At 37.0% G+C, this 13,335-nt stretch carries 11 protein-coding genes; 5 read left to right on the top strand and 6 right to left on the bottom strand.

The window, feature by feature from the left end; translation table 11 throughout:
- Positions 1-6: 6 nt before the first annotated feature.
- Positions 7-948 (bottom strand): DUF6685 family protein, encoded by a 942-nt coding sequence (locus ACSC97_RS07970; RefSeq protein ID WP_436660298.1) that lies wholly within the window; start codon positions 946-948, stop codon positions 7-9.
- 277 nt (positions 949-1,225) lie between these two features.
- On the opposite strand from ACSC97_RS07970, the gene ACSC97_RS07965 reads away from it, so the two are divergent.
- Positions 1,226-2,020, top strand: a complete 795-nt coding sequence (locus tag ACSC97_RS07965; protein ID WP_436660296.1) for a hypothetical protein — start codon at positions 1,226-1,228, stop codon at positions 2,018-2,020.
- Positions 2,010-2,459: a hypothetical protein gene (locus ACSC97_RS07960; RefSeq protein ID WP_436660294.1), complete on the top strand. Its 450-nt coding sequence runs from the start codon at positions 2,010-2,012 to the stop codon at positions 2,457-2,459. Before ACSC97_RS07965 ends, ACSC97_RS07960 begins: the two co-directional genes overlap by 11 nt.
- 237 nt (positions 2,460-2,696) lie before the next feature.
- Here ACSC97_RS07960 and ACSC97_RS07955 read toward each other — a convergent pair whose 3' ends face one another.
- Positions 2,697-3,143, bottom strand: coding sequence for a tetratricopeptide repeat protein (locus tag ACSC97_RS07955; protein ID WP_436660292.1), 447 nt, complete (start codon positions 3,141-3,143; stop codon positions 2,697-2,699).
- A gap of 115 nt (positions 3,144-3,258) precedes the next feature.
- Positions 3,259-6,927: a UvrD-helicase domain-containing protein gene (locus tag ACSC97_RS07950; protein WP_436660290.1), complete on the bottom strand. Its 3,669-nt coding sequence runs from the start codon at positions 6,925-6,927 to the stop codon at positions 3,259-3,261.
- A gap of 181 nt (positions 6,928-7,108) precedes the next feature.
- On the opposite strand from ACSC97_RS07950, the gene ACSC97_RS07945 reads away from it, so the two are divergent.
- From ACSC97_RS07945 to ACSC97_RS07935, 3 genes are all read left to right on the top strand, one after another.
- Positions 7,109-7,297, top strand: coding sequence for a hypothetical protein (locus tag ACSC97_RS07945; RefSeq protein ID WP_436660288.1), 189 nt, complete (start codon positions 7,109-7,111; stop codon positions 7,295-7,297).
- A gap of 185 nt (positions 7,298-7,482) precedes the next feature.
- Positions 7,483-7,734 carry a hypothetical protein gene (locus ACSC97_RS07940; RefSeq protein WP_436660286.1) on the top strand — a complete coding sequence of 84 codons (252 nt, stop codon included), beginning with the start codon at positions 7,483-7,485 and terminating at the stop codon, positions 7,732-7,734.
- Positions 7,735-7,809: 75 nt separating this feature from the next.
- Positions 7,810-8,121, top strand: a complete 312-nt coding sequence (locus ACSC97_RS07935) for an Arc family DNA-binding protein (protein ID WP_436660284.1) — start codon at positions 7,810-7,812, stop codon at positions 8,119-8,121.
- A gap of 44 nt (positions 8,122-8,165) precedes the next feature.
- On the opposite strand, the gene ACSC97_RS07930 is transcribed toward ACSC97_RS07935, so the two are convergent.
- The 3 genes from ACSC97_RS07930 to ACSC97_RS07920 form a co-directional block, all read right to left on the bottom strand.
- Positions 8,166-8,645 (bottom strand): hypothetical protein, encoded by a 480-nt coding sequence (locus ACSC97_RS07930; protein WP_436660282.1) that lies wholly within the window; start codon positions 8,643-8,645, stop codon positions 8,166-8,168.
- Between the two features lie 329 nt (positions 8,646-8,974).
- Positions 8,975-9,571: a hypothetical protein gene (locus ACSC97_RS07925; protein WP_436660280.1), complete on the bottom strand. Its 597-nt coding sequence runs from the start codon at positions 9,569-9,571 to the stop codon at positions 8,975-8,977.
- Between the two features lie 39 nt (positions 9,572-9,610).
- Entirely contained in the window at positions 9,611-13,228 is a 3,618-nt protein-coding gene (locus tag ACSC97_RS07920) for an exodeoxyribonuclease V subunit gamma (RefSeq protein WP_436660278.1), read from the bottom strand.
- Between the last annotated feature and the right edge of the window lie 107 nt (positions 13,229-13,335).

Raw genomic sequence — 13,335 nt, 5'->3', positions numbered from 1 at the left:
CCCTACTCACACATTTAATGTTTTTTGAAAATTACAGTTTTTTTTCTGCAAGGCGTAGCAATCCCAAAGCAGATTATTTACATCAAGAAAAACTTTATTTAGCTTTAATCGCTCATGTAAAAAAACATCAGACTTACGATAAATTAAAACACGTTGTCGCTCAACCGAATCAAGCGTAGCCAAGACATACGAATCATACACTACCACAGCACTAGAACTAAGTAATATCTCACTACTAATAGACTGCCAATCACTTTCTCGAAGTAAGCAAATTTGGTACTGATTGGTAAGTGCGAACAATTGCTTGGGATCAATAGCAATCAAAGTAATTGGTGACTTAATTTGAACATTTTTACCCAATTTATGAGCAATATATCGGGCTGACGTAAAGTGATGCGATCCACTTGAATTAAGCAGATACATTCGATGGCTCCAACCGTATATTTCGATCATCGGCTCTCGTAATATACGACAATCTTCCCAATTCCAATTGCGCTTAAATTCCTGTTCAGAAACATCAAAAAATGGCTTACAGATTTTTTCAGCAAACTCATCCAATGTTTTAAACGGAATATCCATAGATTTTGATGCACTCAAGCCATCTATGGAGCGTAAATCGACAACCTGTTCAGCAATGGTTTTTTTAAAAAAAACAGTAGAAAACAAATCAAAAATATTCTCTACATCGTTGTACATATCCCCACAAGAAAACTGATTAAAAAAACCGTTAATAGCTTTCGGACTGATTGCCAAAGAATCAACTGCAACCCGAGCATGTTTCCAAACGCTATCATTGAAAGCAACCTCAATAGGATTGGGTTCAGGGCTTTCCAATAGGCTAAGAATCTTGTTTTCAAGCTGTAGCTTCATCTTTTGTTCTTCAAGTTTCTGCGAACCAATAAAATGATTTCTTACAGCTTCAACAGCATTTTTCAAGCATGTAATCATTATTTGATACCGTATTAATTTACGTTATATTGTATAATATATACCACAACAAGACAATATCCCGAACCACGAAAAATAAAGGGTATCTGATGTTTCACCATAGATTTTTAGTCGGGCGTGATGCTTTGAACTCGCCGTGAATGACCAAGCGCAAGCAAAGGTTATGCGGAGCGAAAGCGAAGAAACAGCTAAGGTCTAACCTAGCTAGATAAATACTACTTATTGACATAAGTAATACTTATTTGTATAATAAAAACTCAACTAAAGGAAAAACACCATGAATACAGAAAGTTTGAAAACTGAACTAAATAAAATACTTACTGATTGGTTTAAGGATTACACATCCAAAACCATCCCTGCTATTGGCATGGGCGCAAACAGCTATAAAGACATAAAAGAACAAGTCTTTGGTGATTTAGTTGGCGAATTTATGCGTAATAAATGGGGTCAAGAATGGCAAGAAAACGATGAAGCCCAAGCGTTTTATGAAAATACCGCTTGTGATCTAAGAGGTAGTGCCGAAGATGATATGCAAGAATGGATTAATAATTTTGGCGAGTTCAATGAAAAAGTTACGATTAGTGACTTTGAAAGCGAAAATATAGATGAAAACCTTACATTAATTAAGGTTAAATACCAAGATCGACTTGGTGATGAAGATGAAATTTATATAAATCTTGATCAATCAGAAACAGGTGATGATGATTACCGAAAAACTCAAATTATCAAAAGCTGTTTCACTCAAGAAGATCAAGAAAAATTAGATAACGTGATCAGTGGTGTAGTGTATATGCATGTTCTAAGCTTCATCCCCAACAAAGAAGAATCATTGTTTGGCGTTTTTCTAAATGACTATGGCATCTATAAATATACATCTGAAAAAGGTGATATTGCAGTCGTGTGTCACAAATATCACGAAGATTTAAGTTTTGACGATAAATCCATTGTTTTCAACAACGAAGCCGAGTTCGATGCATGGTATGACGAAATGAAACAGGACGATCATCATGGTGATGCCTCTATTGTAAGCCGTGCAATTAAATCAATTGAAGGGAATAGCAATGTCGAGTAAGAAAAATATCTCACTATATATTACAGAGCAATCATTAGATATTATTGCCCCTGCAAAAATATTTGGTGGTGATAAAACTGACCAATCCAAACGCATTAATTTTATCATTAATGCGTATGCCGACTTGTTAGAAAGTCCAACACTTAGTTATGAGGAATGGATGGTCATTGTTGCAAGTGCGAATGGCTTGTCGATCAATTATGATCTAAATTTGAAAGATATTTTATATCGGTTTGCCAATGATATTGTTTATGCTCAAATCTTTGGTTCTGAATTTAACAAGATCGACAAAGAAGATTTAGCAAGAAAGTTTTTCGCACTTCCAATTCACCAACAGCTATTTGCTTTTGAAGTCGCTCGTAAGTTTTGGAATAACGATGGAACTCAACTTAACTCGTATCGTGAATTTTTAGAACAACATTCAGCAAAGATTGAGTAACAGCAACAACCACAAAAAAGCCCACCCAAATATGCGTGGGCTTTTTTTCTAAATCAATATCCTGAACCATGAAAAATATGGGGTGTCGGACATTTCACAGTAAAGCTACAGTCGGACGGCGATGCTTTGAACACGGCATTTAGATCAAGCGGAAGCGAAAATCGAAGGGAGCGCAAGCGAGGCATTTTAGTTGAAACAATTTAGGTTTTGGTGTAAGGCAAAACCACTCACCAAATGCTACTTTTTACTGCGCTCTTTGCTTTGTTCTTTGATCAATTCTATGAATTGTTGAGCATCCGTATAACCATTATTTAATGCCTTTTTAAGCCAAAAAAGAGCCTGATCATCACTATACGGAACGCCAATACCTTGTGAGTATGCAACACCTAAACTAAATTGTGCTTCTGCTTGGTCTTGATCTGCTGCTTTGCGATACCAATAGACAGCCTTATCATAATCAACATCCACAACTATATTTTGAGCGTATGCTCTACCCACATTATTTTGAGCATTAGCATCACCATTTTCGGCTGCTTTAAGTATTGCATCAAATTGAGCCTGACCTGTGCCATTCTCGGATGCCTTGAACAACTCATCAAATTGAGCATCAGCATGTAAGAATTGTGTAGAGAGCAAAGTTGCCCCAACGAACAACAATGCTTTAACTGTTTTCTTTAACTTCACAAAACACCCCTAATGCAATAAAACATAATAATTTAGAGAGAAAACCACACTTTCACCTCAACAGCAACATAAGAAATTTCAGAATTTGTCATTTTGCTTCACCTTAAACCTATTCCTATGATGCCAAGTTAAACTGTTGTTGGTCGCTCAATAAGCTATCAATTTCAAGAATCATTTTATGATCAGGCAACCAATTAAAAACACCTGTATCAGCACTTACACCCCGCAAGAACATATACGATACACCACCCAAATGCGTCTGAATATCATAACTGCTTAATCTTTTAGATAAATAACGATGTAGTGCAACAGAGTAGATAACTGCCTGTAAATAATAGCTACTTTGAACCATGCCTTTTTCAACTATATTTTCATCAGTGTAATCAGTTAATAAACTACCCAAAAAATTACTTTTATAGTCAGCAACAAAGAATTGTTTGTTGTTTTGATACACCAAGTCCATTGATCCAACAAAAAAACGTGCGGTTTTTGCTGAATTAATTGGTGGTACATGGATGCCATACTTTGCCATAATTGATATAAGTTGATCGCTATGGAATGTGTTGTCGGCAAGTGAGAAACAAAATTCCATTTCAGGCAAATATAAACCCTGTTTTAAATCAGCCAAGCGTACACCACCGATCATAGTTGCGTTATGGATGAAGTTGGAAAACCACTCAACCATATCGGCTGTTATTGCGTCTTTACGCTGTGCATCATCTTTAATATCTAAATACAGCGCATTAACCTTGTTCAACAATGGTAAGTAATCATTAACTAAACGGCGATAGATCACCTTACCCCAAGAATCCTTGTCCTGAAAGTCAATTTCGCTTAATACTTCATGTAGATATGTACCCGCTATTGCACCTTTAGGAAAGGTCATAGAAATACCTTGAATTGGCGCACTTGTGCTTTGATTTGCCGAATCATCATAAGACACCTGATTATTTTCATCTTGCACATCAAAAGCCTGCTGCTCCACCAATTCATCCAACACCATTGATGCGTGATTACTTGTAAGAGCCGAGAAACTAGATGATGTACGAGATAAGAAATAGGTTTTCTTAGGCTGTTCGATATGTAGTTCAGTATTCGCTTTGGCTTGCTTAGATGGGCTATAAAAATTTAAGGCATCACTTGGGTTTTCAATTTGGGTATTATTAAGTGCAAAGCCCTCACTTTCGCTATATGACTTAGACAACCAATAACCAACACCTGTTTTAACACTTAACTCCCCCGCTAGGCATAAGTACAAGCGGTGACTTGCTCGGGTGATCGCAACGTAAAGCTGACGTAGGTGTTCAGCTTGCAAATGAGCTTTATGCTCTTGCTCAACTTTTTCTGATTCATTGCCTTTTAGTGCAATGGCACGTTGAACTCGCTCAACCCCATTTTCATTTTTGGTGATTGTGTAATGGCTAAGATTGCTTAGGTCGCTGAAATCCTTATCCGCTTTAGCTAAAAATACAACTTTGAACTCTAAGCCTTTTGATTTATGGATAGTCATTAGCTTAACACCCACATCAGTTGATAATGGTCGTTCTAACTCCCATTCACGCAACATAGGCGAGTTAATTTGCTGTTTGTACCAAGCCAATAGGGTTTGATAGCCCATGTTGTTGCTGTGGTGGCTTAGAAGCTCAATGATGTGGCGTAGATTAAGAATATCACGCTCACTTTCCTTGCCTTTGAATACAGACACGTTATCTAAGATATGGAAAGCATCACAACAGAACTGCCAAGCTGTAAGGAAATTTTGAGAAACCCAAATTTCACGAATTTTATGGAACTGCCCTTTGATCTTCGCCATTTCAGCGTGATCGTTTTGGATTTTATTTAAGTCGGAAAGTTGCATATTCACAAGGCGACTAAGTAGGAATCGCTTAATGTAGGTATCTTGTGGCTCAAGAATAGCACTTAGCAGCACTAACACATCTTTTGCGACATTGCTTGTAAAGACACTTCTTTGTGAATGACGATTAACGCTCACACCACGTTTTTCAAGTTCAAACTGAATTTCATCAAGGTCACGATGACTACGTGCGATAACGGCAATATCGTTTTCTGATAAAGGTGTGTTTTCGCCTTGATGATTAAATGAGATATGGCCCTGCTCGGCAAGATTTAAAAGCTCAACAATTTTGGACGCAATTTGATTGCTGTGTTGATCTTTTTCAGTCGCAAAAACTCGCAACGGATTGTGGTTGACCACACCATGATCGACAAGTTTTTCATGTTCTTTTGCCCCTGCTTGCACAACGGTATAGGACACCTGTTCGCCAAAATCAGGCTCTTGGTTAAAGAGGCTGTTCATTGAATCAATAAGCTCGGGTACTGTGCGGTGATTTTGCACCAAGTAATAGAATTGACCGTGCTTAGAGCGAACATCATTAAAGGCTTGGATGAAAGTAAGCATATCGCCACCACGAAAGCCATAGATCGCCTGTTTACGATCCCCGACCATAATCATACAAGTACGATTACAGGTATCTTCATTACGCCATACGTGCTTTAGAATACTATCTTGTGAGTAGTCGGTATCTTGAAATTCATCAACAATGATAATTGGGTAACGTGAGCGAATAGACTTCGCTAGGATTTCGCCATTATCGCCGTTTAGGGCATTTGCAAGCGACATACTTTGATTTGTAAAGGTCGTTTCTTGCTTTTCTTTAAGACGCTGCGGAAGCTGCTCTTTCGTGCGATTACAGATAAACAAAACAAGTTCTTTTTGCTTCACTTCAAGCGAATCAACAATAGACACATATTGATCTAATAAAGCCTTAAGCGTAATGAAAATTGAATCCGCATACATTTGATCTTTTAGTGCATGAGCCTTACTTGTAAATACCTTTGCATTCAGCACTTGATCTACAAATTTGGTTAATTGTTTGATTGAACCATTACGATCAAGTAGCAAAGTATCAACATCATTGTTAGCTACGCTGTTTAAGAAAAATGGAATTGCATCTTTGATTAAACTTTCAAAAACCTGTGGCGTTTTATAGCTACGTTTATTGAGGATTGTATAAAGGGATTCATCAAGATAAACCGATAATGCGGATTCAATCGCATCAATATCTAACGGCGCATCTAATTTAAAAGAAAAGTCGGCAAACTCACCTGTACTTTGTTCAAGGTGTGCGGAACCAAAGGTAATCGTTTCTTCAACAATATTTAAGTAGTTTTCAGCCTTATCAATTTTACGTGCTGCAACCATGAGATTAACAAGGTCTTGGGGTTGGGTGCTTACCCATGCACGAATAGCGGTCTGAATAATTTGCAAAAGATGTGCTTGTTTATCATCGGTGATTTCTGTGCGCTCAACTTCGCCACTTTCAAAGGCAAACTCACGCAAGATTTTTTGAGTAAAGCTATCGAGTGTACCGACAAACAGTTCATCCATTTGCTCAAGTACCAACTTAATGCGCTCACACACATAAAGGGTTTGGTCTGCAAATTTATCTAGCAAAGTAGCGAACAACTGATCTTTTTGTTTTAGTTCTTCTGCATGGGCTTTGTTCTGATCTAACACAAACTCTGTGCGAGATTCAAAGAAGCGCAATGTTTCAATTAAGCGATTACGAACACGGTCTTTTAGTTCTGCCGATGCTGCACGTGTAAAAGTAGTTGCAATGATTTGTTTAGGGTAATAACTTTCAATCAAAGCACGAACAATGATTGCTGATAAAGTATAAGTTTTACCTGTACCCGCCGATGCTTCTACCCAATGCAACCCTTTTAAGGAAATGTCACGAATTGGCTCTACAGAGTAGTTCATTATTCTTTTCCGATCTCGTTTAACATGATTATATAATACAATATATACCGCACTATATCAATTAAATTAACAAAAATGTATGTATATAAATATACCGCAACATAAAAATAGATTAACAAAAATGTATTTATCAAAATTAAAAAATGCTATAATCACCGAATGCACTTTTGAGATCAAAAAGATGAACGAAATCATAAAACAAGACGAACAGTTAATTGAAAAAATTGAAAATAACGATCAATTAAGAGATGGTTCGTATGCGATCTTGAATGTAGATTTAACTAAGGTTGATCGTAAATATTGTGGCTTAAAAGTCGGTGATGCGCTCTTAATTCAGCAACTTAATAAGTTATTTCCTTATGAGCTTTAGAGAGTTATCAGGATTTAAGTTTTCCGAATACAAATACAAGTACCAAGTCTTGTCGAATGGCAAAAAGATCAAATTTGATGACTTTTCCATGCTGTTTGATACAGAGGAACAAGCCTTGCGTCACATCCTAAAAATTCATACATCAGCAACAGATTTTGATTTCTTTATTGAAAAGTGAAGGCACAATGAACGAAAACCGTGAAGTTACTGAATTTGATCTACGAAGTCCTGAATTTAAGGACATAAAACTTACACCTGATATGTTTGAATTTGATGGTGATGGGAATATTGTTCGCAAAGATCGGTTTGAAAAAGGAATGCGAAAAGTATTAGGCATTCTGATTGAGGAAGGTGTAATGAGTTCTAGTCAAAGTTGGACTGTTGATGAAGTGGTAAGTAAGCTGAAACAACATATACAAGAGCTAAAAAAAGAATAGTCAGCATTTTGCTACATCTTTAAAAGTATCAAAATGGTATAATGTGCTTATATTGAAACAGTTTAGGAAAAGTTTATGGCTGAAAATGACGAACAACTGAATCTACGATTGCGACCTGATTTAAAAAAGAGAATTAAACTCGCTGCGCTATCGAGTGGTCGTTCCATAAATTCCGAAGTTGTATATCGTCTTGAGCAAAGCCTAAACGAAATACCACCAAGCATTAGAGATTCAAATGATCCTGTTTTGCTGATCAATGACAAGATCATGCAGCAAGTCGCTGATATGGTGATTGAGAAAGTGACAGACCAAGTGAGCCACAATATTGCCGACCAAGTAAGCAAGAAATTAATTGAAAATCTTATACAGCGATTAACTGCAAAATAAGCTATCAAATAAAAGGCTATAATCAACTTATAGCCTTTTTAATATTATTCATAATCAGGATTAAGTATATAATATGTTTCATTATCTGTTTCAACAGGGATAATCTTTTTCTCACTTAATGCCTTATCGAATAAAGATTTCATCATATCTTCATCATTAAGTAATTCAACATTATCTAAATCAACACCTGAATCTATATCAAAAGCCCCCTCAACTTGATTTTGGAAGTTTTGAAACTCAATAAGGCTATTAACTGCTGATTCGTAATTATCTTCTACAATATCCCAATCAAGATCAGAAACTTTTACGTCATCATCTTCTGAAAAAAGAGTTTTTTTAATGCCTCGCTTGAAATCTTCAAAATCCATTTTGCAATCACCATCAAGCACAAGATTTTGAAAGGTATCAATGTCGTCCAAATCCCCAACTTCAACAGCATTAAAAGAGAATCCAAAGCCCTCAAAACTATCCATAAGTCGGGTTAGGTTTTCTTCAACATTTTGCTTAAATTCGATGAACAACATAATGAAAATCTCTTTTATTCTGAATAGCTTTATTTTATAAAAAACATAAATATTGGTAAAACAGAAAATATAGATAATCTAAGAATTAAATAACGAAAACTCAAAAACATTAAATATTGCGATTATTTAATTTCAAAACACGTTTATTAAGAATTTTTATGTTTTGAAAACAGCTTTTTTTAGATATTGAATGATAAATTTCAAAGAAAAGGCATTATTATTTAATTTATGGAAATTTCACCCGATATTCAAAAAACCGATTAAAAATATAGTCGAAACGAGATTAATCTCATTCCGACTAAAGACTAGAACCTAGCTAAGAAATTACGTTATGCGCCCACCGCTAATATTTTTTCAAAATCCTGTATGGAGTAATCTTTAAACATTGAGTTTTCCAAATACAGTTCGGCCTTTGATCCTAAACTTGAAAAATCACAAACAAAGCTATCGCACACATCGTAAAGTTCTGAATCTTTAAGGTAATCGACACATTCCATGAAGATCATTTCTGCAACACTATCACAGTCATCCTTGTATCTTTCAGGCACTTCTAGCTGATATAGCTCTAATAACTCTCTGATCTTATTTGCACTTACTTCGCCAAAAAAATCGGCTAATTTATTATCGTAGGTTTCACAAACAAAACCACTTCCCGACTGATAAGTTGCATTCGAGTTACCTGTATTTGCATTTAGAAAATCAGCATAAGTTAAACAAGCATCAGCAAGCGATTTATCTGTTTTTACTGACACAGCAAAACGATTACCATCAACTTCCGTTATTTCTGTGTCATAAAAAAAATTACTAGACCATTCCTTTTGTACCCAAGCTGCAAACTGCCGAACAAAGCCTTGCGTATTGTTTGGATCAAAAAAATGATTCATTTTATTTTCCACTTCTTTTAGATCATTAACTAAACTTTCCATCTAATCCCCCTTAAAGACAAACATATTATGCTGCATAACTTAGCCCTGCTGTAGATAACGATCAACCCCAACATGCGAATAAATAGGCATGTATAGATGGTGCGAGAACTGATCTAACGAGCTATCCAACAATTCCTCTGCATTAAGCTGATTTAGAATAAACGCCCAATCACGATGCTGACTGTTCGATTTATCCTCATCAAGGCTGATACCATTTGGAATTTGGTAGGTATTTAGCCATTTACGCTTAAGCCCATTCTTAAATGAATCCTCAAGAACATTGTCGGCCCATTGCAATTCTTTATCGCCAAAATCAGACAACACCAATTTTGCGGGTAAAGCGATAGGTTGTTTTTGAGCAACCACCCATAATTGATACCAACTTTGCAAATATTCATGCGCTTGTTCTTTGGTTACACCGCCATACTGAACAATCACATCACGGAAAATAACCGTATGTACTTTGTTTTCAGATTCTTCGCTATACGCCACCCAAAGCAAATAGTTCAACCAAGCCTTAGCAGCATGATCCCCTTTTGATTTTGATGCTGAAACAGCAACCCATTCAGATTGATTAGGATTTGATGGAACGGCGATTTTAAGGCTTAAATCTTCGCTGATAGCAAAGACAGCATGATCTAGTCGGGTAACGCCATTTCGTGAATCTATTTCAGCTTGCATCGACTGTTTTTGGTGGGTAGAAACTTCCCATGCTGCACCACCAAGTTTGCCTACAGGCAAAGTATCGCTAAACATCACTTGATCGTCTTGATCGTCCTTTAACAAAGTAGAAAGAACACCATGCGCTTCAAGTGGGTCTAAAACGATTGGCTCAAGCTGATCGACTTGCTTATCCAAATAGTTGTTAGTCACACCTACACTTTTTAAGAACAATGAAGCGGGGAAAAGAACCTGATTAATCCAAACCGAACTCGGAATAATTGCGTGTTGTTTTTCCGCATTGACTTCAACACTTGAATCTACCCATGATTCACGATTTAACTCTGCCCCTGCAAGGTTTTTAGCAACATTCGACCATACCGATTGAATACGCTTATGCTCTTGTTTAAAGCCTTTAGGGTCAAATGGATGTAGTGGATGAATCAAGTATAACGGCGCAAGTGATTTATGAATCTCGACACCATCTTTATTGACGTAGAGTTCATCATTTTGCGATTCATCAATCACGACATTAGACAATTGATCCAAGAACTCTTGAACCACAATAGAGGGCGGTAGTTGCTGACCTGTGGTTAGATCAAACCCATTATAGAACAACCATAAGCCCTGCTCGGCTAGAACTACGCTATCAAGGAATGCCCCTTGTGAATCATCTTGTCGTGAACGATCACCCAATTCAGGCTTAAGCAAGCGCATTAAATCAAATGGCTTTGGCTTGTCTTGGTGAGGAAAGAACCCGCTATCCATGTTAAGCAGTACCACAAGCTTATATGGCAATGGTCGGATTTGACCTAGTTCAGCGAAAGTAATAAAGCCTGTTGGCTCTGCTGCCTCTGTATTGCGCTCAATTTCAGCCTCAACCTCTTTTAAGAACAAGACTAGGGGCATAGTGATATGTTGCAAGTTATAGTGATTATCTTGCGTTTTATAGTGATATTTCAGGGTAAGGAAACGGCGGTTTGATTGTAATGCACGATTGATAATATCAACGCCTACCACTTCCGCATCAGAATATTCTAAAGCTTCGGCCATGATTAACTCTAACCATTCATTTGCCTGTTTCTTCTCTGTGTGATCGGTAGCAGTCCATGACGCACGATGCTGAATATCCAAGTAGATTTGAGATAGTTTAGCGATTAAGCCCTTATCCTCTAATTGAACGTCATTAAACGCCACAATTCCCTCAAATTGATTACGAACACCCAAAGTTAAGCCAAGTAAAAGGCGTTCAATCGCATATTTAAAGGTGAAGCGGAAATCCTGATCTTCACCACCCAACGATTGCATTAAGTGTTCTTCATCTAATCCACGTTTAAAGCCCGCATCAGCCAACATTGAACCGATAGCGGTCACATCATCAAAACTTAATTGATAGAACTGCTGTGTAGCGGGATTAGATAACCATTGCATCAGGTCTTTATGGGTAAAATCACCCTGACCTAAAGTAATACGTCCTACCAACGAATCCCAAGCATTACGAACATTCAATGAAGCAACACCTGTGATCTTAACAGGCAAATGAATAGAACTCGCCCCTGCCGATGATGCAAAGACATTACGGATAGTCGGCTCCACATCTTTGATGTTCGGTGTGAGAACCAAAATATCATCTACTTTTCGGCTATCATCTTGATTCAACCAAAGAACCAATTGCTCTTTTAAGACTTCAAGCTGACGTAAAGATGAATGGCATACGTTTATACGGATAGATTCGTCATTTTCATTTAATGGAAAGCTATTTGGTACAGGATCATTCAAAAGCAACATATCTTTTTGGAACAAGCCTAGTAAGCTATCATTCGGCTGATAGTAAAATGCGTCATACCATGCCCCACTTTCACCCGAACTCAACTCGCTTAATAGTGAGAAATGGTCACGTGCCTGTTTACCAAAACGAGTAAGCAATGGGTGGCGTGATTCTCTGTTATCTGCAACATTGGCAATTTTATAATTTTCAAAGAATGCATTAATCGCACGATCATCAACCTTAATGCCTTTCGCCGTGTTTTCATCAATGAACCGTTGTTTTGTTAATAGGTCTTTTTTCTTTTTAAAACGTGCATCGACAGCATCAGCCCAATATTCCTGTGATGGGTTGTAATGGAAAATCGTAATATCAATGTACTGCCCTAATCTGCGTAAAAAATGCAAATGCTGTGGCGGTAGTTCCAAGATAGTGAAGATCGCAACTTCTTTTGGAAGTCGGGAAATTGCTTGCTTTGCGGTTGCCTCGTTTTCTAGTGCATCCCAAAACGCATTTTCAATTTCTACGATTTGAACATAGTCGTCACGAATAACACGTTGCCATAACCATTTTTGCCAATGCTGAATTTGTTGTGCTGTTTTCAGCTTAAGAGAAATTTCTTCGTCTGTTTCATCTTCATTGGTGCTTAGTAGGCTTTCAACATCAATAGATTGATCGTGCAGCCAACGCTCCAACCAATTTGAGCGACAATTACAGGCATGGCCTTGATGATCTTTGGTGCATTGACCACGATATTGAATATAGTTTGAAAATAGGGTCGCCGTTTCATCAGCAAGCCAAGTAAGCATTGCATGACGTTGTTTATAGCCACCTTTCCCATAGATACGCTGAACCAATGAAAATAATGGATGCGTTTCATCTAACGAGAGATCATCAGAAAGAATATAGGGTTTTACTTCATTATAGATGCGGAGTTTCATTACCGCTTTAGGCAAGTTTGCACGGACAACATCTTCCTTTCGCTCACTCAAAACTTGTTTAAATACATTCCATTTAAAGGCAAGAATTTTGTTCACAAATTCAATATTGGCACAAATACCATTTTCAAGAGATAAGCCTGTTGTTACCCATTTAGATACCGCTTGATTTGGAACGATTACAACTTTATTTGAAAGTACATCAAGAAAATTATCAGAATTAGTATTTACCACACTTGCCAAAACAGAAAGTAAGATTTTTGGATTGTGACTTTGGATAACATTTACAGCCATGATTAACCCCTAAAAAGAGCTTATTTATTACTGTAAATTATACCATATATACCACACCAAACAAGATAAATTAACAAAAATGTATTTATTGCTTTTAATCACATAAG

It is taken from the genome of Acinetobacter sp. P1(2025), from assembly GCF_051390655.1.
Classification (GTDB): Bacteria; Pseudomonadota; Gammaproteobacteria; order Pseudomonadales; family Moraxellaceae; genus Acinetobacter; species Acinetobacter junii.
This window is presented reverse-complemented; position numbering and strand designations above follow the sequence as displayed.